This is a genomic window from Mucilaginibacter mallensis, from assembly GCF_900105165.1.
Lineage (GTDB): Bacteria > Bacteroidota > Bacteroidia > Sphingobacteriales > Sphingobacteriaceae > Mucilaginibacter > Mucilaginibacter mallensis.
Genome location: NZ_LT629740.1, coordinates 5102592 through 5126012 on the forward strand (window position 1 = coordinate 5102592; position 23421 = coordinate 5126012).

Below are 23421 nucleotides of genomic sequence, written 5' to 3' on the forward strand. Positions count from 1 at the left end.
TATGAAACGATATTTCAATTTCACTATAATTTTAACCGTAGCACTGGCCCTTTTCTGCTTAAAGGCCGGCGCACAAACCATCGAGCCTGAAGCAAGGCTGGATAAATCTACCATGCCTATCGGCGATCAAACCGTGCTGCATATCAGCGCGCATATGCCGGTTAAAACTGACGCCACTTTCCAGGCCTTGGTTGATAGTATTGGCAAGGTAAAGATCGTAAAAGCGTTAAAGCCTGATACCGTTGTCGACAAGAATAACGCCAGCCTGGAAACTATAACTCACAGCTATACTGTTACCTCGTTTGATACCGGCGTGTATACATTGCCCGAGTTTACCATCCATACCCCATCAGGCGATTTTAAAACAGGCACTGTAACCTTGCAGATAAAAGCAGTACCTGTTGATACCACCAAAGCATTCTATGACATTAAGCAGCCCTTTGCTGTATCATGGACGTTTTTGGATTGGCTGAAACAGCATTGGCTTTTGGTAACCATAATACTAGCGATCATATTATTGGTGCTGGGCATTATTTACTACATCAAAAACAAGCCTAAGGCCGAAGTATATGTAAAACCCGAGCCAATACTGCCGCTGGATACCCTCATCCTGAATAAATTACAGGCGCTGCGCGATAAAAAGCTTTGGCAACAGAACGAGGTAAAACAATATTACAGCGAGCTAACCGATGTGCTGCGCGAGTACCTTGAAAAACGGTACCAGATTACAGCCCATGAGCAAACTACTGATGAAATTTTTATCAGCTTGAAGAACCGCGATATCCCTAAGGACAGCAGGGCCACATTAAAGCAAATATTAACACTTGCCGACCTGGTGAAATTCGCCAAGGAAAAACCTATTGCTGCCGAGAACGAAAAAAGCATGGAAGATGCTATCGGCTTTATTGTGCATACAAAGCCACAGCCTAAGCCTGTTGATAATAAGGAGGACTTGCCGAAATGAGTTTGTTTAGCGGAATAGAATTTGCATACCCCGGTTTTTTCTGGCTGCTGCTCATCATCCCTTTAATGATAGCCTATTATGGGTGGCGCAACCAGCAGTTACAGGGCACACTGGGCATGTCCACAACCAAAAGTTTTGGTGTATCGCCCAAAAGCTCCATGCGTATTTTCAGGCATTATGGCATTGTACTGCGGTCGCTGGCATTTATAGCTATCATATTTGCGCTGGCGAGGCCTCAAACCGCCTTAAGCTGGGATAATGAAACTACCGAGGGTATCGACATTATGATCGCCACCGATATTTCGGGCAGTATGCTCTCCGAGGATTTTAAGCCTAACCGCCTGGAAGCCGGTAAAAATATCGCCATTGATTTTATCAAAAACCGTCCGGACGACCGTATTGGTCTAGTGGTGTTCAGTGGTGAAAGCTTTACGCAATGCCCTTTAACTATCGATCATGATGTGCTGATCAATTTATTCAGCGATATCAAGAATGGGATGATCGACGATGGTACAGCAATAGGCATGGGTCTGGCCACAGCGGTTAGCCGTTTAAAGGATAGCGAAGCAAAAAGCAAGGTAATTATATTACTTACCGATGGTGTAAATAACACTGGTTCTATCCCGCCATTAACAGGTGCAGAAATTGCCAAACAATTTGGTGTAAGGGTTTATACCGTTGGTGTGGGCACCAATGGCTCGGCGCCGTATCCGTTTAAAGATCAGTTTGGCAATACCCATTATCAGATGATCCCGGTTGATCTGGATGAGGGTACGCTTTCAAAAATCGCCAGCATAACCGGCGGTAAATATTTCAGGGCGCATAACAATACAGAGCTATCGCAGATCTATCAGCAGATAGATAAACTGGAAAAAGTTAAAATAGCGGTTACACAATATCATAAAAAAACCGAACGCTTTTTACCTTTTGCCATAATTGCACTCATACTGTTATCGCTTGAGTTTTTATTAAGTAATACAATTTTTAAAGGAGCTTTAACCTGATGCTACGTTTCGCACATACTTATTTTTTATGGGCCCTCCTATTGGTACCGCTATTTGTGGTGCTGTTTATGCTGATGCGCAGGTGGAAAAAGAAAGCGCTTGCTGCTTTTGGCGATAGAGCCGTTATCGGGCGCATCATGCCCGAGGTATCTTTCTCACGGCCGACGTTAAAATTCATTTTCTTCATCGTCGCTTATGCTTTGCTCATCATCGGCCTCGCCGACCCGCAGATAGGTACACGTACCGAGGAGAAAAAGAGCAAGGGCGCCGATATTATGATCCTGCTGGATGTATCAAACAGTATGCTTGCACAGGACTTCCCTCCAAACCGTTTGGAGAACGCAAAAAGGGCCTTATCCCAGCTGATCGATAACTTACATGATGATCGTATAGGTATCATCGTTTTCGCGGGCGAGGCTTACGTACAGCTCCCCATGACTACCGATTACTCGGCAGCCAAATTATTCTTAAATACCATCAACACCAATATAGTGCCCGTGCAGGGCACAGCCATTGGCGCGGCTATTGATATGGGCATGAAATCATACGACTTTAAGGATAACACCAGCAAAGCCATGATACTCATGACAGATGGTGAAAACCATGAGGATGATGCCGTTGTAGCTGCTGAAAGCGCCCACGATAAAGCTGTAGTTATACATGTGGTTGGCTTTGGATCGCCGCAGGGGGCACCTGTACCGATTTATGATAACGGAAAACAAATCGGGTTCCATACTGATAGTGCGGGCCACACCGTTATAAGCAAGCTGAGTGAGGATATGTGTAAGGAAATTGCTACCGCAGGCCATGGTATCTATATCAGGGCCACCAGTGCCAACAGTGGTTTGGGCATTGTGATGGACCAGATAGGTAAAATGCAGCAAAAAACTTATGACAGCAAACAGTTTAAGGATTTTGAGGACCGTTTCCAGTTTTTCCTGGCGATAGCGATGCTGTTGCTGGTTGCGGAGTTCTTTATCTCCAACAGGAAAAGTTTAAGGTTAAGCAGGTTGAAATTGTTTGAAGTGAAAAAACCATGAAGCAGTTTATTATAGCCATATTATTGTTATTTACCGGTTCTGCACTTTTTGCGCAGGATGCGAAAACATATATCCACGAGGGTAATGAATTGTATAGTCAGAAAAAATACAAGGATGCCGAAGCAGATTACCGTAAATCGGTAGAAAAAAAGAACCAGAGCCTGGAGGGTAATTTTAACCTTGGCGATGCCCTGTACAAGCAAAAAAGGTATGACGACGCGGTAAAGAACTTTAACAATATCGCCGCCACAAACGCAAACCCGTTAGTTAAGGCAGGGGCGTATCATAATTTGGGTAACGCTTTACTATCCGGCAAAAAATATGATGAGAGTATCGATGCCTATAAAAAAGCGCTGCTCAACAACCCAAAGGACGACGAAACCCGTTATAACCTGGCCTATGCGCAGGAAATGCTTAAAAAACAACAGCAACAAAATAAGAACAATCAAAATAACCAGAACAACCAAAACAATCAGAATAACAAGAATCAAAACAAGAACGATAAGAACAACCAGGATAAAAAGAACCAGGATAAGAACAATCAGGATAAGAACAATCAGGACAAGAACCAGCAAAATAAAGATCAGCAGGACAAGCAGAACCAGCAAAATCAGCAGCAGCCCAATAAGGTATCAAAAGATGATGCCCAACGCATGCTGGATGCCCTGAATAACCAGGAACAGGGCACGCAGGATAAACTGAAAAATAAAAAACTAAAAGGCGGTAAAGCGCATATTGATAAAGACTGGTAATCTTATTATTTTGTACCAATAAATGAAAAAGGGATACTACATATTATCTTTCCTACTGTTATGGACAACATTGCTGTTTGCCGACCCCAAGTTTACAGCAATCGCAAGCAAGAGCGAGGTAGCCGTAGGGGAGCAATTCGAGGTTGATTTTTCATTAGATGGAGGCGGCGAGCATTTTATACCGCCTGACTTTCGTGGATTCCAGGTATTGTCGGGCCCTAACCCGTCAACCAGTATGACATCCATCAATGGTGTTACTACCTACAATACCACCTATGGTTATATTGTAACTGCCACCAAAGAGGGAACGTTGACTATTGATGCAGCAGCTATTATATCCGCAGGGCATACATTAACCACAAACTCCTTAAAAATAAAAGTAAAAGGGCAGTTTACACAGGCCCAGCAGCAAGCGCAGCAACAACAGGGTATACAACCTGCAGCATCTGCCCCGGCTGATGACGCGCAACCGGCCACGCAGGATCTGTCCAAACAATTATTTATAAGGGCCGAGGTTGATAAGAGCAATGTTTATGTAGGTGAGCAAATCACCCTTGATTATAAATTATATACCCGTGTAGGCATATTGGCCAGTCAGCCGGATAAAGCGCCTGACCTGAACGGTTTCTGGAACCAGGATGTGGTAAATAAAGACCAGCAGCACCCGGTGTGGAAAACAGAAATGTACAAGGGGCTTAAATATAATACCGTTGTAATCAAACAAACCGTGCTGTTCCCTGAACATGCCGGCGATCTGATCATTGACCCATTTGCCATTACCTTTTTAGCGCAGATACAACTGCCATCACGCAATATGCTTGATGATATGTATGGCAATGTTAAAAATGTGAAGTACCAGGCTAAAAGCACTCCGCTCACTATACACGTAAACCCATTACCTGAGGCTGGTAAACCCGCAAATTTCAGTGGCGCTGTAGGCGAGTTCGCTGTTTATGCTGATGCAGATAAGAGAGAGCTGAAAGCCAACGAAACGCTTAATTACACTTTTGAGATCACAGGAAAGGGTAACCTTAACCTCATAAACGCGCCAAAACTTAACCCTCCCGTTGATTTTGAAAAGTATGATCCAAAAACAGACGATCATATTACGGTTGATGCTACCGGCGTTTCAGGCAGCAGAAAATACAGCTACCTGCTGATACCAAGGCACCAGGGCGATTATACGCTTAACTCTGTTGATTTCTCGTACTTTAACCCGGCTACAAAAAGGTATGTAACCTTACCGTCAAAGGCTTTCAGCATAAAAGTTAATAAAGGCGATGTGCAGGTAAATGTCCCGGCATTTAACTCGGCAGATCAGCAGGATATTAAGATGCTGGGCAATGATATCCGCTATATAAAATCATCATCACCTGGCTTATACAAAGAGGGCGATGGCTTTTATAATTCAGCATTGTTTTACGTATTGCTGTTGTTAGGCCCTACCCTTTTTGCAGGGGCATTCTTTTACCGAAGCTGGCTCACCCAATATAATAGTGATGCGGTATTGGTAAAAAGCAGGCTGGCCAATAAAATTGCTGCCAAACATTTAGCCGCTGCCCAAAAGGAATTAACTACAGGCAATAAACAAGCATTTTATGAAGCTATTGCCAAAGGTTTGTTTGGTTATCTGAGTGATAAGCTCAACATCCCGGCAGCTGATCTGAACAGGGAAAACATTGCTGATAAGATGAAGGCCAAATCGCTGGATGGCACACTGATCAAAAAATTAGAAGACACGATGGATATGTGCGAGATGGCCCGTTTCGCGCCATCAACAAGCATTGCACAACAGGAAGTATTTGAAAACGCAAAAAACATTATCAATGAAATTGAAGACAAGATATAACCCCGTAAAGCGCGGCTTGTACCTACTTTTGCTGCTTGCCTTGCCATTGTTTTCGTTGGCCGATGACAACAGCGCGCTTTTTGAAAAAGGCAACACAGCCTATGCAAAAGCACAATACCCGGCAGCCATAAAAGCCTATCAGCAAATAGTTTATGGCGGCTACCAATCAACCGTGCTGTATTTTAATTTGGGCAATGCCTATTTTAAACAAGGCGATATCCCATCTGCATTGCTGTATTATGAAAAGGCGCATAAGCTTTCGCCCGGCGATGAGGACATCAACTTTAACATCTACTTCGCCAACTCAAAAACTACCGATAAAGTTGAGCCGCAACCGGAGTTTTTTGCTACCCAATGGTGGCATAATATCATCCTGTATTATTCAGCGAGTACCCTATCAGTAGCGAGTGTTTTACTTTTTATTGTTGGCTTTTTAGTGCTGGTGCTATACCTTTTTACCCATATTATGCTGCTTAAAAAGGCATCATTCTTTACAGGTATCAGCATGCTGGTTTTAGGGCTGATAGCCATATTTATTGCCAACAGGCAGGTAAGTTATTTTGATAATCATCACCAGGCCATAGTATTCAGCAATTCAGTAACGGCTACAGGTTCACCCAATCCTACCTCAAAACCAATTTTTGTGGTGCATGAGGGCACTAAAGTAAACGTGGTGCAGGATAACGGCCAGTGGATAGAGGTTGAGTTACCCAACGGTAATGCCGGCTGGATAGCAGCTACAGATGTAAAGGAGATCTAGGCAAAATCGCCTCAAAAAGCACCATTTAATCACTGTTTTTCTCAACCGGAATTTGATAAAATCCTGCTGTTTTTGTATCTTTAATAGCTTTACAAAGCTGTATTATAGCATTGATTATAAGCTTATTTAAGTAGAAAAGAACACAGACCTTACAGATTTCACCCCGGTTTATTGCCAAATAATTGATACATTCATTTGGATGTAACTGAACTTCTTTTGCACCCATGAAGAGCGGAAGTCTGTATTGTGATAAAGAGATTTATATGGATAACACCAACCTGCCGGAAAACCCCCTATTTAAAGAAGCATTAAAATTTTGGTTTAAACTAGGTTGGATAAGTTTTGGCGGCACCGCCGGGCACATCGCCTTAATGCATGATTTTTTGGTGGACAAAAAGAAGTGGATAAGCAACAGTCGATTTTTTCATGCGCTTAGCCTGTGTATGCTTTTGCCCGGCCCCGAAGCGCAGCAATTAGCCATTTATATTGGCTGGCAACTGCATGGCAAAAAAGGTGGCTTAATAGCCGGTATATTGTTTGTTCTGCCATCCATGTTCATATTGCTTGCATTAAGCATTATCTACGTATCATACGGCAACCTGCCCTGGATATATGCCATGTTTAACGGGTTAAAACCAGCCGTTATTGCTATTATCATTATCGCGTTGTTTAAAGTTGGGCAAAAGGCATTGCATAGTTTGTTGCATTACGTTGTAGCTGCCATAGCTTTCATATGCATCTTTTTTTACAATATCTCTTTGCCCGCCATTATTGCCGGTACAATAGTGCTGGCTTTATTTATCAGGTATGTTAAACCATCTTTATTAAACATTGAAAACAAACAGGATGACAATAAATATGATGATGAGCAGGATTACTATATCAATAGTGTTTCAACAATACCGGGTACAGGTTTCAGCATTAAACAATTATTAAAGCAATTGGCCACCTTTTCTATTTTTTGGCTGATTCCTTTCCTATTGTTTTATTTGTTTTCACATGATCATTTATTTTGGAAGGGCCTGATACTGTTTTTCACACAAACAGCATTCTTTACCATAGGCGGCTCGTATACCGTTTTACCTTATGTAGCACAGTTTGCCGTTACCAAACTAAATTGGTTATCAAAAATGCAAATGGTTGATGGCTTTGCCCTTGCAGAAACCACACCCGGCCCCTTAATTATTGTAGTAGGTTTTGTAGGATTTATGGCCGCTTATAATCATTTTCACGCCTCATTGTGGATGGGGAGCATCGGGCTTATTGCTACTACCTTTTACACTTTTTTACCCTGTTTCCTGTTTATTTTTGCAGGCGGCCCTATTATTGAAAAAACCCACGGCAATGCCCTTATCAGTGCAATTTTAACATTAGTTACAGCTGCGGTGGTGGGCGTTATCCTTAACCTTACTTTCTTTTTAGGTAAAGACATCGTTTTCCCGGGCGGTGTATTGTTAGAAAACCTTAACATCGTTTCCCTCAGCTGCATATGCGCTTCCTTATTGCTGATGTTAAAATTTAGGATGAATGTAGTTTACCTGATTTTACTGAGCCTTTTATTTGGCCTGGCCCGTTATTTTGTGGGTGTCTAAAGGTGATTTGTTTACCTTATCTTTTGTTTAAAAGCCTCCTCCGCGTCCTTAGCCTGGTCGGCATCCCCTAAATATGCCCAGCGCAGGCCAACTATATATTGGTTCAGCGCTATATCTATCTGGTCAACAGTTACGCTATTGATCAGCTCGGGCAATTTTTCGTCCATCTGCCAGTCGCCTAAAATTTCGGCAATACCCAGGCTGCCGGTAATTGCCGCTGTACTTTGTTGTTTCAGATAATTGCTAACTATGTAACCACTTTTTAGGTGCTTAAGCCCCTCTTTTGTTGCACCATAAACCCTCACCAGGTTAAGCATGCGGGTCATTTCCTCTACGGCCACTTTTGGCTGATTAGTGCTTACATACATACGTGCAAATGGCATCTGCCGCATCTCGCTAACCGCACCCGGATCATATGAGAGGTTGAGCTTAGTACGCAAATCGCTGAACAAAGCCCCGGCCAGTATAGAAACACCGAGCCTGAAAGGCACATAATCAGCACTGTAAACAGGCGGGGCATTCATAATCGCATTAATATAATTGGTTGATAGGTTGCGGCTTTCAACAACAACCTTATTATCGTTCCAAATGGGTTCTTTGTAATTAACCTGCGTATATGGCTTTGAGGGCAGCGCAGCAAATGATGCATGTATTTTTTCTACCAGTTCATCCTTACTTATTTTGCCTGCCACTACTATAAACAGTTGATTTTTGTTGAGGATGCTTTTGTAATAAGCTTTAAGGTCATCGGCAGTAAATTTAGATAATTTGGCCTCATCACCACTGGGATCTATAGCATAGGGCGTGCCCTCAAAAGCATTTTGCATCAACAGTTGTTCGGCGCGATTGTCGGGATCTGATTCTTCCTGCCGTACCCTTGAAATTAATTTATTCCGCAACAATTCTATTTCATTACTATCAAAAGTGGGGGTAACTATGGCATCAGCAAGCAGGTCCCAGGCCTGGTCAAAGTATTTGGAAATACATTCCATATCTATATCACCATAATCATAATTACTTGCGGAACCAATATCTATGCTATACGTATCGGCCATATTCCTGAAGGCATTGCCATTGTATTTTTGAGTGCCGCATTGTGTAATGGCGGCAAGGGTAAAATTCTCAATACCAGCCTGCTCCGGTTTATAATTACTTACACCTCCTCTGAAAAATACACGTACATTGATGATCTCTTTTACAGTCGGCTTAAATATCACCTTTATACCATCTACATCAAACGAAGTAGTAGCCGATTGCGCAAATACCCCCGGCATCACCAGGCATAGCATACTTATTAATAAAAATATTTTTTTCATGCGGTTATTTAGTTTGATGCTGTAAAAAAATCTTCAGGGTGTATCTTGTCCTTTAACTCCGGACTGATAAGTAAACCGGCGCAGTAAGGCTTATTTTTGATGTACCTGCGCACATAAGTTTGCAGATCGGCACGGGTAATTTTCTTAAGATTATCCTGGTACCCGGTATAATAATCAATAGACGATGATGCCCACCAAAACGACATTACTTCTGTAAAATCAGAGGTAACTTCCTTCTCCTTTATCTGGGCCACTTCCAGTTTTCGTTTGGCTGTTTCAATCTGTTCGTCGGTTACATAATCATCGCTGTCCATCATATCAATTTGTTTTTTCAGCTCTGCTATACATTCCTTAACCCTCATAGGGTTTGGCACACACATTATGCTGATTGGCCCCACGTGGTTCATGGTTAAATAGCCAATATTACATTGCAAGGCCAGCCCCGATTGCACGAGTGCCTTTTTTAATTTTGATGAATTTTGATTTACTATGTAAGAGAACACATCTGCCGCGTAGGTTGAATGCACATCGTTACGGGTATCGGGCCCCTGCCACTCCAGCATAAGCAATGGTACACGTGATAACTGCGATTCCACGATAAAATAATCTGTTTTTTGTAGCGGCTTAAACTCCGGTATTGGCCATTTTTGGAACGGATCGAAGCCTGATGGTTTCCAGCTGCCATATATATGCTCTACTTGCTTAAATACATCATCATGTTCAACATTGCCGGCAATGGTCAGCAGGCAATTATTGGGAAAATAGTATTTGTTCTTGATAGAATCCATCATAGCCGGCGTGGCCGAACGTATTACCTGGTGATCGCCAATCGGATTTTTGCGACTGAATAGGTCGCCCCACATATGGTGATCCATCGCGTTGGAGAGTGCATAGCCCGGGTTTGATTCATTCCGTTGAAACTCTGCATCAACCACCTCATTTTCATGCGCCATCTCCTTTTTATCAAACTTAGGGTAGCGAATAGCTGAGTTCATAAAATCCAGCCCATCCTTTAAATTATAATCGGGCAGGGTAAAGTAATAGTTCACATTTTCAAATGATGTGGAACCGTTTGATCTTATGCCCAATTCGCTCATTCGTTGCAAAAAATCGTCGACTGTTTTATAGTTTTTATTGGCCTTAAAAAACATGTGCTCATATAAATGGCTCAGCCCGTTAAACTCCGGGGCTTCGGTATAAGCGCCGTTTTTACAAGTGATCATTATTGTGGCCAGCGGTACGCTGTTATCCTCAATCACCAGCACAGCAAGCCCGTTAGGCAGCGTGCGATAGAACATATTCTCGGGAAGTTTACTTTGTGCCTGCAGCAACAGGGGAAAAATAAGTAAAATAAGCAGGCAGCTCCTCTTTATCATAGATGAATGTTTGATGCGATCAAATTAGCAAAATAAATTAACCCCGCTGTCCTATAATTTGAAAGTCCCCGTAATTATAAAAACTGTTTCCCGGCTAAACAATCAAATTAATTTATTGGTTATACAAATCCGTGTTTTCTCTGTAAATCAGTACTTTTATTCTGCCTATGTTTATCATAGCTTTATATTTTCCATGCAGCAAGCAGATCAACCAAAAAATAAGGACTATCCGTTTCTGAAAGGGGGCGGCGAAATGGGTGAGTTAATGCGAACCACCGATTGGTCGGCTACTGCTTTGGGTACTCCTGATACCTGGCCGCAAAGCTTACGAACAACGCTCAGTATTATTTTAAACTCAAAGTTCCCTATGTTTTTATGGTGGGGCCCTGAGCTTATTTGTTTTTATAACGATGCTTACCGCCCTAGTTTGGGGCAACATGGCAAACACCCGTCTATTTTAGGCATGCCTGCCCATTTGGCCTGGTCGGAGATATGGAATACTATTAAACCACTTATAAGCCAGGTGCTTGCAGGAGGAGAATCAACCTGGAGTGAGGACCAATTGATCCCCATATACCGTAACGGTAAAATAGAAGATGTTTACTGGACATTTAGCTATAGTCCGGTAGCTGATGAATCAGGGGAAGTAGCCGGTGTATTTGTAACCTGTACCGAAACCACTGCAAAAATAGTAGCAAATAAACAGCTCGAAGAAACAAACCGCCATTTAAAAGCAGCGCGTGAGGCCGACAGGCTTATTCAAAAAAAGCTACAGGAAAATGATAACAACCTGCGCCTTATTATTTTACAGGCACCGGTTGCCATCGCTATTTTCCGAGGGCCCGAGTACGTGGTGGAGATCGCCAATGCCCGCGCATTGGAACTTTGGGGCCGAAGACTTCCCCAGGTATTGAACAAACCCATACTGCAAGCCATGCCCGAACTGCTTGATCAGGGCATAAAACAACTGCTTGATAATGTTTTTAATACAGGTGAAGTTTTTTCGGTTAAAGAACTACCTATTCAACTGTTCCGGAACAGGAAAATGACAACCGCCTATATTGATTTTGTTTATGACCCCCTATATGATGCCGAAGGCAATATTAATGGCATTATTACTATTGGTACCGAAGTTACAACACAAGTACTCACTCGTAAAAGAATTGAAGAAAGCGCAACAGAGTTTCAGGCTATTAACGAAGAGTTGGTTGGCGCTAACGAGGAATTGGCCTCCACTAATGAAGAATTAACGGAAACGCAATGGCATCTTCAGCAATTAGTTGTTGAGATAGAGAAAAGTGAATCCCGTTTCCGCAATTTGGTACAGCAGGCACCAGTTGCTATTTGCCTGCTTCGCGGGCGTGAACTGGTATTTGAAGCTGCTAATGATAAAATACAGTTTATGTTGGGTAAGGATGCAGCCATTATTGGCAAACCTTTTGAAGAAGCCGTTCCTGAATTAAAAGGACAGCCATTTTTTAAATTGCTTGACGATGTATTCACTACCGGCGAAAATTATTATGGCAATGAAACCCCTGCTGTTATTAATCATAAGGGGCAGCTGATAAACGGTTACTTTACCTTTATTTATCAGCCTATAAAAAACAGAGATGGTATAACTACAGCTGTAATGATTGTGGCCATTGAAGTTACGGAGCAGGTTAACGCCCGCAAAAAGGTAGAGCAGGCAGAAGAAATGCTGCGTTTTGCTTTAGAGGCTGCCAATATAGGAACCTGGTATATAAATTCCGACACCAGGGAACTAAAAACTACGCCCCGCCTCAGAGAATTATTTGGTTACGATGTAAATAAGGAAATGACCTTTGATGAGGCGATTGGCCAGGTAACCGAAGATTTCAGGGATAAGATCTTAGAACAAATTAACGCCGCCATTGAAAATGGCGGCAACTATGATTTTACCTACACCATGCGGCGGTTTAATGACGACCAACTGATATGGCTCCGGTCCTTAGGTAAACTTTCCAGGGATCATGAAAATGAGTTTACCACCTTTTCGGGTGTGGTAATGGATATTACCGAACAAAAGCAGGACGAGCAGCGCAAGAGCGATTTTATAGGTATGGTTAGCCATGAGCTAAAAACGCCGCTTACCTCGCTTACGGCCATTGTGCAGGTGCTTAACATGAAGCTTAAAAACAGCGAGGATAGCTTCATTGCCGGTGCTCTGGATAAGGCTAATATACAGGTAAAAAAAATGGGGACCATGATCAACGGCTTCCTGAATATTTCAAGGCTGGAATCTGGTAAGATCCATGTTGCAAAAGAGCATTTCGATATGGTGCTACTGTTAACCGAGATGATGGACGAAGTGAAGCTTACCGTGTCGAGCCATAACATCAGTCTGGCCCCTCATGAGCATGTTGAGGTGTATGCCGACCGTGATAAGATAGGTTCTGTTATTTCCAATCTGCTTACCAATGCCGTTAAATATTCGCCCAAAGGCAAACATATCGAGGTGAAATGCGTGGTAACCGGCAATAATATACAGGTGAGTGTGAAGGATGAAGGCATGGGCATAAAACCACAGGATATTGATAAACTCTTCGACCGCTATTATCGTGTAGAAACTGCTCATACCCGTCACATATCGGGCTTTGGCATAGGCCTGTATTTAAGTTCCGAGATCATTCACCGGCATGATGGGGAGATATGGGTGGAAAGTGAATCGGGCAAGGGTTCGACTTTTTATTTTACGTTGCCGTTGTAAACTCGTTATTAAAAAGCGTTATTGCGAGGAACGAAGACAACCGACCGGAGGGAGCTCATTAATACCATTGAAAAACAAACACAATATTAATAATCTCTAGACTATACAGAGCGAATTGCAAGTGTGAATATCGCGTGAAGCCGCTCATAGGCGCGGAGCCTTAGTTACTTTTGGCTTGATCCAAAAGTAACCAAAAGATCAAGACAAAAAGATCCTTCCGCCCACAGGCAAAACACCCAGGCCCGCGCTTTTTGTCGGGCATTTACCCGCTTTTAATCGCGGTTCATTTAAAGTTTTCTCATTCTAATAAGTTATGTAGCTTCCGTCAGTAGAACAGCTTCGGGTGAAATCAGGCAAAACAATGGTGGCCTTGTGCGCAATGGCAGGGCATAGCAGATTTTTACAGAAGCCTGGGCCATGCGCGGCGAAGCAATGGGCAAAAATATAGCAGCCCAGGTTTTGCCTGATTTGCAGGGCAATGGCCTTGTGCGACAAAGAAGCATTTCTACTGACTTGACTTTTTGGTCCTTTTGTGTCGAAGACAATAAGGACTAGGCCTAGCGGCTATGAGCGATACCATGCGAAAAGAAACCGCTATCCAGTTGCAAACTAAATGATCATTCAGTACCCGAAAACATCGTCATCCTAAGGCTTAAGTTGCAAACTGAAGTCAGTAAACCCCCTCGCAATGACGCCTGGGGATATGTCATTACAAGTTAACTAATTCAGCCAACTCCTGCCAGTTGCTAATACTTTCCTTACTTCCCAACATACCAGCAATTATAGTATAAACATCAGCCTTGCTTTTACCGTTTTCGCGCAGGTATTTTATAGAGGTTGACCCTGCAGATTTTGACAATTTTTTGCCGGATGGTTCCATCATTAAAGGGTGGTGATAAAACACAATATCATTAAAATCGCTTTCTCCTAATGTCGCGGCCAGCTGATGCTGCGCCAGTGTTGATGGCCACAGGTCTTCCCCCCTCACTATCAGATCAACACCATATAAAAGATCATCCATTACCGACGTAAGCTGATAAGCCGGCGAACCATCCTTCTTCTTCACTATAAAATTATGCATTTCGGCAGGTAGGGTGGCGCGGATATCTTTTCCTGAATAATCTTTAATTACCAGTTCTTCATTATTGGTGATCAGCCGCCAGTTTGCATGCTCAGTTGATAAAGGTATCTGCTGATCAAAGCAGGTACAAAGCGACTCATCATATGATCCATCAATGTTACTTATCTGCTTACGCGAGCAAGTGCAGGCAAAAACTTGTCCTTTACTGCGCAGTTGTTCTAATGCTTCCATATAAATAGGCATGCGCTGTAGTTGCGAGTAGTTTTTTTCAAACCCATCAACATCCCGCGGGCCATCATCCCATGGGATTTCTAAAAAATTGAGGGTGTCAAAAATATCCTGTAAGTATTGCCGTGTAACCCGGGCGCGGTCAATATCATCTATGCGTAGCAATATCTTGGTGCCATGCTTTTGGGCCAGTGCCGCGGTGATTGAAAATGACAGTACATTACCCAGGTGCAAAAAACCACTGGGGGTTGGTGCTATACGGGTTTGAGTATATTGACGGGCTGTATCTGGCACTTTATTAATCGGGCTTTAGCAAATTTACAATTTCGGCAGGTAATTATTCGTCCTGCAATATTGTTTTGCCCTTTATTAACCACGAAAAACCAAATGCCCAAAGCGCCAGCGACTCCAGCCAAAACGTAGGTCTGTAAGCATTTAATACCTTCTCAATACCGGTGGCTTTCAAAATCCCTATCAAAACCATAGCTGCAACTATCACATACCCACATGTTTTATAGATGATGTTCCTGTTGCATTTTTGAGGTGTGGGCTTATCCTTATTTGTTTTGGTGAACAATATTATTGACACATAAGCCAGTGTAAAAAAGAATCCTGCTGCAGAACCATAATGAACAACGTTTCTTAAGCAATTATCAGGCAGGAATAGTAAATTACATTCCGTACAGTTTTTACCCATGTTTGAGGGAAAGAAAACTACTCCCAGCGCAAAAACGCCTGCTATATTGGTAGATATCTGATCGGCACTATCATAACCCTTATAGCTGAAAAGGAACAGGGCAACAGCACACAAAGTGCCCGTAAAATAACTACTCATCATACTATAATAGTAATCACTTATAGCCCCCCTTATGCAAGGGCAATGACTAATGAGGCATGTGCCCAGGAGTAAAACAACAGGCAGGGCAATGCCTAATACGCCTACGGCTTTTCTGATGGTTAGGTAGGATATCACCATATCCTGCTCATCATTATTTGGTTGCTTTTTCATGATCCGTAAGATTTTTGAAATCGTGATGAACCAGACTTACTTTTAGGCTTATATTACTGAAAGTTAAATGTTTATTATTGAAATAGCTACCGTTAAAACACGGTATTATCACCCATTAAAAAAAGAACGCAAACAAAAAAGCCTTCGGATTTCTCATCCAAAGGCTTATATCAAATCACTCAAATGGTTTTAACAATTAGCGGGGGAAATGACCCACAGCTACGTATAATGTTAACATCGGAACGGCCAATAAGGCCCAAACTTTTACTATTTGCATATTGCTGGCATTACCCATTATAAATACGTTATAAAGGTTTTCTTTTATGTTGTTTAATATCGCTTTCATGGTCTTAATATTTAGTATAAATGCTATAATATTATGACCGAAAGCAATATAAATGGTTTAACATGTATTATGAATATTGTAAACAGCTCTCCCGGTAGCGCTCAACCGAGTTTTTAAATACCTCTCCTGCATTACCACGCAGGTTTTGCCAGTCGAATGCCCCGTAAATGGTATCAAACTCCTGTTCCGAAACTTTTCTTATAGCTTCCTTTAATTCATTCGCCGGTAATGGTATCTGATTGGGATAACTGTACATAATAGCAATATGCCTTTTGCTCCGGGCTAGGTACAGGCTGTCGCCACAAAGCAAAGTTCCTTTTTCTGACAGCCCATCCACCTTTAAAATGCAACTACCGGGAAAATGGCCGCCGATATGAATTATCTTCATACCATCCCACAAAGGCTTTTCATCGCCCTGCCAAAATTCAATATGGCTGCCCTTATTAAATACCCATTGATCATCTAAATGGTGAATATATACAGGGCAATCAAATACTTCGGCCCAGCGGTTCATGGTGCTGTAATAATGCGGATGCGAAAAAGCGATTACCTTTAACCCACCCTTTGACCTGATAAACTCAATTGCCTTTTCATCCAACAATGGTATGCAATCCCATAAAATATTACCATGCTCGCTCAGTACCAGCAAAGCTCTTTGGCCCAAAGCAAATGCCTGTTCTATTTTAATGGCGTATAATGTCGGAGTTAATTCAGTTATTACAACTTTATGATTAGTGCTGAGCTCGCCATAATTAGTCCATTGCTGGCCATCCTCAGGTAAATATTGGCGGTCATCATCACAGATCGGACAAGTTTTGGGCGATCCATCTGCCTGCGGGTATTCCGTGCCGCAGGTTTTACATAAGTTATTTACAGTCATGGTGAACTATTTTAGTTTTGCCTGGTAATTACGACTGGCAGCATACATCCGCCATTTTATCTTTTTTCGCGAATGGATTTAAGCCCTTAATAGAAACCCAAATACTTGAGATCCGGTTTTTAAAGGCCGGGCCATATTTCGACAGATTAACCAGTAACACGCTCACCAATATCACCAGCAGACCGAATATCTGTAATATCGTGATGTGCTCATTATTAAAGCCCATGCCAAGCAATACCGCAATAACAGGGTTTACATAAGAGTGCGTACTTACCTGTGTGGCTGGTCTTACACCCAGCAACCATACATAAGCGCTAAAGGCAGCTATCGACCCAAACAAAATAAGGTAAACCAACGCGAACCATGCCTGTGCAGGCACCTGGCTAAAATGGAATGTGCTGTATTCATTATGCAAAGCACTTGCCGGGATAAACGCTAACCCGGCAATGATCATTTGCCATGCAACATTTAAACGTGCGGGGGCATTAACGGCATTCTTTTTTGAATATAATGAACCTGCCGACCATGCGATAGGGCTCAGGATCAATAAAAATAAACCTATTAATTGCGCCTGACCTAATGAGCCGTTCAATGATCTTTCAATAGCTTCGCCAAAAAGTAAAAGTACGCCTGAAAAGCCCAGGATGATGCCCGCTATGGTTGATCTGTTTTTTAGGTTGATCTTCCAGTTTGCTTTATCAAGTATTACAAACCATACGGGGTTGGCCGAAACCATTATGGCGACCATGGCACTGGGCAAGGTACGTTCAACCCAAATAACTACGCCGGTAGCAACAAACAGCATCAGCAAACCACAAACGGCCGATGTTTTTATATCTTTCCACACCCAAAGTTTGTCGCCTTTTATACGACACCATATCAGCATTAAAATGCCGGCTGTAAAGTAACGGAAGGCCCCCATAAGCATTGGCGGGAAGCCATGTATGGCCATTTGTATAAAAAAGTAAGTGGAGCCCCATACCACGTAAACAATGGCAAAGGCTATAATTACTAAAAGTGCTGATGTTTTATTTGAAGACTGTATCATGATGATGATAATTTTAAGGTTAAGATTTAATTTAATATGGCGTTTTGCTGGTAATCAGCCAATTGATTATTCAATGATCTTAATGAGCGCCAGGCATCAATGCTCCATTTGTAATTTGGCACACCTGCGAGTAAAAAACTGGCTGCGCTCAGCGTAAAAACCGAATAACCCAATGGCGAATCGATACCAAATGAGATACCCATTGATACGGCAAAACAAAAGCTCAATATTCCGCTGCCTATAGCCGCGAAACGGGTAAACAGGCCGATAATTAACAATATGCCAAAAGTGGCCTCGCCCAGAGTGGCTAAAACTGACAGGAAAGGGATAATGCTAACAGGTAAAAATGCCATCACCTGTTTTGAGTAGTCCAGGAAATGCTGCCAATCGCCCCAGCCTACATGTGGTTGCCCGTGGGCACCTAACAACCCAAGCCTGTCGGCTACTTCCCATAAATAGGCGCTGCCTATAGCTAACCTCAGGTATACCGATTGATATTTATATTGCTGACTAATCATAATATTTCTCTTTTTGTTAGTATAAAGTTAGGCATAGGCTGGCCTATACAACTAGTCCAGAAACAACAAAGCAGATAGTCCAGCATGCAGGAAATAAATATTATACATACTTTAGTATTTCAATTTACAATACGCTGACTTTAAGCTAAACTATAGCCAGCATAAATGAATTATTCCGGTATGATATGGCATTGATAGAAAACTCCCTAACCATTGATAAAACACTTGCCGTACCTGTTTACCTGCAGGTTTCAAACGGCATAATCAATCATATACGCCAGGGGATCTTAAAACCGGGAGCACCATTACCGGCCAGCAGGGTGCTTGCAAAAAATTTACATGTACACCGGCAAACCGTGGTATCAGCCTACGATGAATTATACGCGCAAAGCTGGATAGATATTTATCCCCGCAAGGGAATTTTTGTAGCTAAAAACCTGCCTGATGTTGTACCAAGGCGCCTGGCTGCTACTATTCAGAGCCATGCACTGGCTTCGGAGACTTCCTTCCCCGTTCCTGATAAAATACATGTTGCCAGTTTGTTTAATAAACCTGCCGATGGCAATCTTATTTTTAATGATGGTTTCCCCGATACACGCATTGCCCCGGTTGAATTAATGGTGCGGGAATACCGCAGGTTTGCCAATTACCGCTTTACCCCTACCTACCTGATGTACGGTCTCGAGCAGGGTTCTTTAAATTTCAGAACCGAACTAGCTAAATTCCTGTCGGCCACGCGGGGATTAAATGTTACGGCTGCTGATATATTGATCACAAAGGGCGTGCAGATGGCGCTATACCTCACAGCACAGGTGCTGTTATCAAAAAATGATGTAGTAATTGTGGGCGATCCCGGCTACTCGGGCGCTAACGAGATATTTGAGCATAGCGGTGCAAAACTTGAATTAGTTCCCATTGATGAACATGGTTTGAATATGGATGCGGTTGAGACAATATGTAAAAGTAAAAAGGTGAAGATGCTGTATGTGATCCCCCATCACCATACCCCTACAACGGCTACATTGAGTTCCGAAAGGCGCATCCGATTGCTGGAACTGGCCAAAAAATATAAGTTCGCCATTATTGAGGATGATTATGATTTCGATTTTCAATACTCAGGCAGCCCCATATTGCCCTTAGCCAGTATTGATACCTGCGGCAATGTTATATATGTTGGTTCTTTTTGTAAGACCATAGCACCCGGTATCCGCATTGGCTTTATGATAGCCCCGCCAAATTTTTTACTACAGGCAATAAAGCTGCGCAAACTAATAGACCGGCAGGGAGAGCATTTACTGGAGGAAGCTATGGCTAATTTACTTAAGAACGGCGATATAAGCCGCCATCTGAAAAAAGCCAACAAACTATACCACGAAAGGCGTGACATTCTCTGCGGGCTTCTAAATGCGCACCTGGGCGACTATATTACATTCAAGGTTCCTGATGGTGGCTTTGCTATCTGGGTAAATTATAAACAGGGTATCGACCCGGTAAAAGTGGCACAAAAAGCCTCGGAGTTGGGACTTACCATTAGCGCTGGTCAGGATTATTATCACGACAGGAGCAATAAATGCAACTCGGTACGCATTGGCTTTGCATCATTAAACGAACAGGAACTGGAAGATGCCGTGGCTATTTTTAGCAAGGCAATTAAAAAAGTAAGCGGAATAATTTAAACACCCATATGAACAAAAACCCGATAAACCTTGCAGTACGATTTTTATTAGAGCTGGTGATATTAGCCGCACTCGGCATGTGGGGCTGGCATTTATTTGTGGGATGGGAACAATATGCAGCAGCACTCATACTCCCTGCAATAGCTGCAACATTATGGGGCGTTTTCAGAATACCGAATGACCCCGGAGCTGCCCCGGTAAAAACACCGGGATTGATCAGGTTATTGATGGAACTGAGCCTGTTTGCCCTAACCGTGTGGATATTATTTACGCTGAATCACATCACCTTAAGCTATATCATAGCCGCAATTGTGATAGTGCATTACGCGGTATCATACGACAGGACTTGGGCCATGCTCCGGAATAAATCTTATAATGGATTTGCGAAATAAGCTATTTCCCTTTCAACAACCGAAACAACAAGGTGTTAAAAAAGTAGAACATACACATTAAGATGATAACTGTACTGATAAACCAGTCGCCCAATACTTCGGTAGTTCCTGATGGTAAATTGCTGGTGTAACCGAAAACAAAATAATGCCCGTCTTTAACAAAAAAGCCGGTATGATCTGGCGCAACTAGTTTGATGATAGCCAACGATCCAAAAGCTAAGATCAACAGATAGATCAAACCAAGGATAAAATAACCCAATCCATTAAAAATATTAAGATATATAGCTTGTATCACATGTTTAGGATTGAAGGAACGCGCGGCCTGCCGCACTTTTTTATGAGCAACAGTGGGTTGCAATACTACTTCGGGCGCACCTAATTTATCGAGGGTATCCATCAATACGTCAACCTCATTTTCGGGTGTGGCTGTGTGCGTGGCCTCATAAATATGGCTGTTAAATTCCATTAGCAATTCCCGCTGATCCTCGGCTGATAATATGCTTATACAGCGATTAACACGGACAAAATAATCATCATAAATGCGCTGTGCGGTTGGGTTATTAAAAATTATTCTCTTCATTTCTGTATTTTTTGAATGGCGGTTCCTAATGCCGACCAGATCTTCTTCATTTCAGTTAGAGTTTCTCTCCCCTCCTTGCTCAATGTATAATACTTACGTGGTATACCTGATTCCTGCTCTATCCATTTGGCGTCGACAATGCCTTCGGTTTTCAGTCGGTTTAATAAAGGGTATAAGGTACCTTCCGCTACCTCAAGCGTGGTATGAATTTTTATCTCCTGCACCAGTTCATAGCCATAATACTCCTTTTCATCAAGTATGATGAGGATGATATAGGATAGTGTCCCTTTCTTTACCTGGGAGAACCAGTTCTGCACAAATTCATTATTCATATAACAAATATAATACATAGCAATACAATGTACAATAGCAATGCTATGTTTTTATTGTTCTTTTGATGAGAACACAAAAAAGCCTGCAATAGATTTATCGCAGGCTTAAAATTCTTGGTATTATTCGTGTTTATTTATTCCCATGACTTGCTCTCCACGCAGCCTGTTCCCGTTCATTCAAAAAGGTCCAGGCAACAATGCGGCTTACTTTTTGGCCCTGCGACATGCTGATGGTTTTAACATCAATAGCCGATACATTCCTCAAAGCCTTATAAACACCGGGCAGGGTATCTTTTTTTGATACCAGCGTTGAGAACCAAAGCACACTTTTTGTAAATAAAGCGCTTTGCTCAATCATATGCCTGATGAACATGGCCTCGCCACCGGGGCACCAAAGCTCATTGTTCTTTCCGCCAAAATTAAGCACCGCTTTAGGCGCTTTGGTATTATTCAAATTATCCCATTTTCTGTTGGTACCCAATTGCGCTTCCTGCAATGATGCATGGAAAGGCGGGTTACACATGCTGAGATCAAAAACTTCGCCTTGCTTAATAACGCGTTTAAAAACATCGGCCTTATTGGTTTGCAACCGGCACACAATATTATCTTTCAGCTTCGGGTTTTCAGTAATGATCTTATTCGCTGATTGTATAGCCACCGGGTCAATATCAGTACCCACAAACTGCCAGCCGTATGTGCTGTTACCAATTATTGGGTACACACAATTAGCGCCGGTACCAATATCCAATACATTTACCTGTTCGCCTGTCGGGATAGCGCCTTTATTGCTCTCCCCCAACAGATCGGCCATATAATGAATATAATCAGCCCGACCGGGTATTGGCGGACAAAGGTATCCTGCCGGGATATCCCAGTAATCAATGCCATAAAACTGCTTTAGCAAGGCCCTGTTCAGCGTTTTTACTGCATCCGGGTCACTAAAATTTATAGATTCTGTTCCGAATTTATTGGGTTTTACAAATGGCCGCAACGCTGGTGTAGCCTTAATAAGCCGTTCAAAATCATACCCTTGCCGGTGTAAATTACGCGGATGTAAGTTTTCTTTTTCGGCAGCAGGCTGTTTTGGTTCTGATGGCATTTTAAGGCTGATATCTTTGTAGCGAAGGTCGGCATTTTAATTACAAAAGCAGACCTTATAAGATTTGTATTTTTGTAGTTCTTATAACTAAGAAATAAGGGGGATAATTCTATCTTCGCGGCACCTTATTCATAATATGAAAAAACTACTACTTACCACCCTTTTTACGATTTCAACTATTATTGCTTTTGCACAAAGTTATGGCAACACTAATAACGGTACTATAACATTTGGATTAGCCGGGGGGACCAGCTTTGCGTTTATACAAGTAAAATCGCCATACAGAGACGAGGTATATACGAATTCAGAAGCACCTTTCTCATTAGGTTTTAATGCCGATTTTAAATTCAACGATTACTTTTCTATAAGGCCCGGCATACTTTATGCGGGCAAGGGTGGAACTATGAACGCTGTATATGTCGACCAGCAAGAAAACAATATTTCAGTTACCGACGACTATAAATTGCATTATCTTGAAATCCCGATTGCCTTTATTGGGCATTTACCAGTTGGAGATGGTGCAAATATTTATTTAGGTGCAGGCCCCTATTTTTCGCTGGGTTTAAATGGTACAAATAACCAAACGCTTTACACGGATGATCCCGTAAAGCAGAAGATCACCTACGGAAAAAATGGCGATTTTAAATCAACCGATGTTGGCGCGACCGGCGTATTGGGATTTCAGGGTGCAGCGGGATGGACCATAAGCGGTAATCTTGACTGGGGCTTTACCAACATCCTGCAAAAAAATAACACTGGCTATGATGTGAGCGAATTTAAAACCATTACATTCTATCTTTCAATAGGACAAAGCTTTTAACACATTGATTCTTCATACATCAATTAATTAT

The 23421-nt window shown here is 42.3% G+C and carries 23 protein-coding genes; 11 read left to right on the forward strand and 12 right to left on the reverse strand.

Features of this window, described 5'->3' with window-relative positions; genetic code table 11:
• The first annotated feature begins 1 nt into the window (after position 1).
• From BLU33_RS20800 to BLU33_RS20825, 6 genes are read left to right on the forward strand one after another with little or no spacing between them, the layout of a single operon-like run.
• The gene (locus BLU33_RS20800; RefSeq protein ID WP_091377745.1) at positions 2 to 964 is read left to right on the forward strand and encodes a hypothetical protein; all 963 of its coding nucleotides are present in this window, start codon (positions 2 to 4) and stop codon (positions 962 to 964) included.
• Positions 961 to 1968, forward strand: coding sequence for a vWA domain-containing protein (locus BLU33_RS20805; protein ID WP_091377747.1), 1008 nt, complete (start codon positions 961 to 963; stop codon positions 1966 to 1968). The genes BLU33_RS20800 and BLU33_RS20805 overlap by 4 nt, the downstream gene beginning before the upstream one ends.
• Positions 1968 to 3008, forward strand: a complete 1041-nt coding sequence (locus tag BLU33_RS20810) for a VWA domain-containing protein (protein ID WP_091377750.1) — start codon at positions 1968 to 1970, stop codon at positions 3006 to 3008. Before BLU33_RS20805 ends, BLU33_RS20810 begins: the two co-directional genes overlap by 1 nt.
• Positions 3005 to 3760 carry a tetratricopeptide repeat protein gene (locus BLU33_RS20815; RefSeq protein WP_091377754.1) on the forward strand — a complete coding sequence of 252 codons (756 nt, stop codon included), beginning with the start codon at positions 3005 to 3007 and terminating at the stop codon, positions 3758 to 3760. Before BLU33_RS20810 ends, BLU33_RS20815 begins: the two co-directional genes overlap by 4 nt.
• A gap of 22 nt (positions 3761 to 3782) precedes the next feature.
• Complete coding sequence (locus BLU33_RS20820) at positions 3783 to 5609, forward strand: BatD family protein (protein WP_091377756.1); 1827 nt, start codon at positions 3783 to 3785, stop codon at positions 5607 to 5609.
• Positions 5587 to 6369 carry a tetratricopeptide repeat protein gene (locus tag BLU33_RS20825; protein WP_232009339.1) on the forward strand — a complete coding sequence of 261 codons (783 nt, stop codon included), beginning with the start codon at positions 5587 to 5589 and terminating at the stop codon, positions 6367 to 6369. The genes BLU33_RS20820 and BLU33_RS20825 overlap by 23 nt, the downstream gene beginning before the upstream one ends.
• Positions 6370 to 6394: 25 nt before the next feature.
• Here BLU33_RS20825 and BLU33_RS20830 read toward each other — a convergent pair whose 3' ends face one another.
• Positions 6395 to 6595 (reverse strand): hypothetical protein, encoded by a 201-nt coding sequence (locus BLU33_RS20830; protein WP_091377760.1) that lies wholly within the window; start codon positions 6593 to 6595, stop codon positions 6395 to 6397.
• Between BLU33_RS20830 and chrA the strand changes: the two genes are divergently transcribed.
• The gene (chrA, locus tag BLU33_RS20835) at positions 6594 to 7961 is read left to right on the forward strand and encodes a chromate efflux transporter (RefSeq protein WP_232009340.1); all 1368 of its coding nucleotides are present in this window, start codon (positions 6594 to 6596) and stop codon (positions 7959 to 7961) included. The two genes, BLU33_RS20830 and chrA, sit on opposite strands and share 2 nt — an antisense overlap.
• A gap of 11 nt (positions 7962 to 7972) precedes the next feature.
• Here chrA and BLU33_RS20840 read toward each other — a convergent pair whose 3' ends face one another.
• Both BLU33_RS20840 and BLU33_RS20845 read right to left on the reverse strand, forming a co-directional pair.
• Positions 7973 to 9277, reverse strand: a complete 1305-nt coding sequence (locus BLU33_RS20840) for a M16 family metallopeptidase (protein ID WP_091377762.1) — start codon at positions 9275 to 9277, stop codon at positions 7973 to 7975.
• An 8-nt stretch (positions 9278 to 9285) separates the two neighbouring features.
• On the reverse strand, positions 9286 to 10653 hold the full coding sequence (locus BLU33_RS20845; protein WP_091377765.1) for a M16 family metallopeptidase: 1368 nt from the start codon (positions 10651 to 10653) through the stop codon (positions 9286 to 9288).
• A gap of 193 nt (positions 10654 to 10846) precedes the next feature.
• On the opposite strand from BLU33_RS20845, the gene BLU33_RS20850 reads away from it, so the two are divergent.
• Positions 10847 to 13381: an ATP-binding protein gene (locus tag BLU33_RS20850; RefSeq protein ID WP_091377768.1), complete on the forward strand. Its 2535-nt coding sequence runs from the start codon at positions 10847 to 10849 to the stop codon at positions 13379 to 13381.
• 709 nt (positions 13382 to 14090) lie between these two features.
• Here BLU33_RS20850 and BLU33_RS20855 read toward each other — a convergent pair.
• The 6 genes from BLU33_RS20855 to BLU33_RS20875 all read right to left on the reverse strand — a co-directional run bounded on the left by BLU33_RS20855 (position 14091) and on the right by BLU33_RS20875 (position 18491).
• Positions 14091 to 14984 (reverse strand): glutamate--tRNA ligase family protein, encoded by an 894-nt coding sequence (locus BLU33_RS20855; RefSeq protein ID WP_197684526.1) that lies wholly within the window; start codon positions 14982 to 14984, stop codon positions 14091 to 14093.
• A gap of 43 nt (positions 14985 to 15027) precedes the next feature.
• A complete protein-coding gene (locus tag BLU33_RS20860; protein WP_091377774.1) occupies positions 15028 to 15699 on the reverse strand; it encodes a hypothetical protein in 672 nt (223 codons plus the stop codon).
• Positions 15700 to 15895: 196 nt separating this feature from the next.
• Positions 15896 to 16045: a hypothetical protein gene (locus tag BLU33_RS25230; RefSeq protein WP_157682290.1), complete on the reverse strand. Its 150-nt coding sequence runs from the start codon at positions 16043 to 16045 to the stop codon at positions 15896 to 15898.
• A gap of 67 nt (positions 16046 to 16112) precedes the next feature.
• On the reverse strand, positions 16113 to 16925 hold the full coding sequence (locus BLU33_RS20865; protein WP_091377777.1) for an MBL fold metallo-hydrolase: 813 nt from the start codon (positions 16923 to 16925) through the stop codon (positions 16113 to 16115).
• A 28-nt stretch (positions 16926 to 16953) separates the two neighbouring features.
• On the reverse strand, positions 16954 to 17973 hold the full coding sequence (locus tag BLU33_RS20870) for an EamA family transporter (RefSeq protein ID WP_091377779.1): 1020 nt from the start codon (positions 17971 to 17973) through the stop codon (positions 16954 to 16956).
• A 26-nt stretch (positions 17974 to 17999) separates the two neighbouring features.
• Complete coding sequence (locus BLU33_RS20875) at positions 18000 to 18491, reverse strand: DoxX family protein (protein ID WP_091377782.1); 492 nt, start codon at positions 18489 to 18491, stop codon at positions 18000 to 18002.
• Positions 18492 to 18676: 185 nt separating this feature from the next.
• Here BLU33_RS20875 and pdxR point away from each other — a divergent pair, with 185 nt between their 5' ends.
• Together pdxR and BLU33_RS20885 are read left to right on the forward strand one after the other, a co-directional pair.
• On the forward strand, positions 18677 to 20167 hold the full coding sequence (pdxR, locus tag BLU33_RS20880; protein ID WP_091377786.1) for a MocR-like pyridoxine biosynthesis transcription factor PdxR: 1491 nt from the start codon (positions 18677 to 18679) through the stop codon (positions 20165 to 20167).
• Between the two features lie 8 nt (positions 20168 to 20175).
• Complete coding sequence (locus BLU33_RS20885) at positions 20176 to 20559, forward strand: YrdB family protein (protein WP_091377789.1); 384 nt, start codon at positions 20176 to 20178, stop codon at positions 20557 to 20559.
• Between the two features lies 1 nt (position 20560).
• Here BLU33_RS20885 and BLU33_RS20890 read toward each other — a convergent pair whose 3' ends face one another.
• The 3 genes from BLU33_RS20890 to rlmF all read right to left on the reverse strand — a co-directional run bounded on the left by BLU33_RS20890 (position 20561) and on the right by rlmF (position 22570).
• A complete protein-coding gene (locus tag BLU33_RS20890; RefSeq protein ID WP_091377792.1) occupies positions 20561 to 21139 on the reverse strand; it encodes a hypothetical protein in 579 nt (192 codons plus the stop codon).
• Complete coding sequence (locus tag BLU33_RS20895) at positions 21136 to 21471, reverse strand: PadR family transcriptional regulator (RefSeq protein ID WP_091377794.1); 336 nt, start codon at positions 21469 to 21471, stop codon at positions 21136 to 21138. The genes BLU33_RS20890 and BLU33_RS20895 overlap by 4 nt, the downstream gene beginning before the upstream one ends.
• Positions 21472 to 21601: 130 nt before the next feature.
• The gene (gene rlmF, locus BLU33_RS20900) at positions 21602 to 22570 is read right to left on the reverse strand and encodes a 23S rRNA (adenine(1618)-N(6))-methyltransferase RlmF (protein ID WP_091377797.1); all 969 of its coding nucleotides are present in this window, start codon (positions 22568 to 22570) and stop codon (positions 21602 to 21604) included.
• Positions 22571 to 22706: 136 nt separating this feature from the next.
• Between rlmF and BLU33_RS20905 the strand changes: the two genes are divergently transcribed.
• Positions 22707 to 23390 carry a porin family protein gene (locus BLU33_RS20905; RefSeq protein WP_091377800.1) on the forward strand — a complete coding sequence of 228 codons (684 nt, stop codon included), beginning with the start codon at positions 22707 to 22709 and terminating at the stop codon, positions 23388 to 23390.
• Positions 23391 to 23421 lie beyond the last annotated feature (31 nt).

What these genes read in the sequence shown, in the direction of transcription:
- BLU33_RS20800 (WP_091377745.1), top strand. Translation starts at nt 2, where the DNA reads ATGAAACGATATTTCAATTTCACTATAATTTTAACCGTAGCACTGGCC.
- BLU33_RS20805 (WP_091377747.1), top strand. Translation starts at nt 961, where the DNA reads ATGAGTTTGTTTAGCGGAATAGAATTTGCATACCCCGGTTTTTTCTGG.
- BLU33_RS20810 (WP_091377750.1), top strand. Translation starts at nt 1,968, where the DNA reads ATGCTACGTTTCGCACATACTTATTTTTTATGGGCCCTCCTATTGGTA.
- BLU33_RS20815 (WP_091377754.1), top strand. Translation starts at nt 3,005, where the DNA reads ATGAAGCAGTTTATTATAGCCATATTATTGTTATTTACCGGTTCTGCA.
- BLU33_RS20820 (WP_091377756.1), top strand. Translation starts at nt 3,783, where the DNA reads ATGAAAAAGGGATACTACATATTATCTTTCCTACTGTTATGGACAACA.
- BLU33_RS20825 (WP_232009339.1), top strand. Translation starts at nt 5,587, where the DNA reads ATGAAATTGAAGACAAGATATAACCCCGTAAAGCGCGGCTTGTACCTA.
- chrA (WP_232009340.1), top strand. Translation starts at nt 6,594, where the DNA reads ATGAAGAGCGGAAGTCTGTATTGTGATAAAGAGATTTATATGGATAAC.
- BLU33_RS20830 (WP_091377760.1), bottom strand. Translation starts at nt 6,595, where the DNA reads ATGGGTGCAAAAGAAGTTCAGTTACATCCAAATGAATGTATCAATTAT.
- BLU33_RS20840 (WP_091377762.1), bottom strand. Translation starts at nt 9,277, where the DNA reads ATGAAAAAAATATTTTTATTAATAAGTATGCTATGCCTGGTGATGCCG.
- BLU33_RS20845 (WP_091377765.1), bottom strand. Translation starts at nt 10,653, where the DNA reads ATGATAAAGAGGAGCTGCCTGCTTATTTTACTTATTTTTCCCCTGTTG.
- BLU33_RS20850 (WP_091377768.1), top strand. Translation starts at nt 10,847, where the DNA reads ATGCAGCAAGCAGATCAACCAAAAAATAAGGACTATCCGTTTCTGAAA.
- BLU33_RS20860 (WP_091377774.1), bottom strand. Translation starts at nt 15,699, where the DNA reads ATGAAAAAGCAACCAAATAATGATGAGCAGGATATGGTGATATCCTAC.
- BLU33_RS25230 (WP_157682290.1), bottom strand. Translation starts at nt 16,045, where the DNA reads ATGAAAGCGATATTAAACAACATAAAAGAAAACCTTTATAACGTATTT.
- BLU33_RS20865 (WP_091377777.1), bottom strand. Translation starts at nt 16,925, where the DNA reads ATGACTGTAAATAACTTATGTAAAACCTGCGGCACGGAATACCCGCAG.
- BLU33_RS20870 (WP_091377779.1), bottom strand. Translation starts at nt 17,973, where the DNA reads ATGATACAGTCTTCAAATAAAACATCAGCACTTTTAGTAATTATAGCC.
- BLU33_RS20875 (WP_091377782.1), bottom strand. Translation starts at nt 18,491, where the DNA reads ATGATTAGTCAGCAATATAAATATCAATCGGTATACCTGAGGTTAGCT.
- pdxR (WP_091377786.1), top strand. Translation starts at nt 18,677, where the DNA reads ATGGCATTGATAGAAAACTCCCTAACCATTGATAAAACACTTGCCGTA.
- BLU33_RS20885 (WP_091377789.1), top strand. Translation starts at nt 20,176, where the DNA reads ATGAACAAAAACCCGATAAACCTTGCAGTACGATTTTTATTAGAGCTG.
- BLU33_RS20890 (WP_091377792.1), bottom strand. Translation starts at nt 21,139, where the DNA reads ATGAAGAGAATAATTTTTAATAACCCAACCGCACAGCGCATTTATGAT.
- BLU33_RS20895 (WP_091377794.1), bottom strand. Translation starts at nt 21,471, where the DNA reads ATGAATAATGAATTTGTGCAGAACTGGTTCTCCCAGGTAAAGAAAGGG.
- rlmF (WP_091377797.1), bottom strand. Translation starts at nt 22,570, where the DNA reads ATGCCATCAGAACCAAAACAGCCTGCTGCCGAAAAAGAAAACTTACAT.
- BLU33_RS20905 (WP_091377800.1), top strand. Translation starts at nt 22,707, where the DNA reads ATGAAAAAACTACTACTTACCACCCTTTTTACGATTTCAACTATTATT.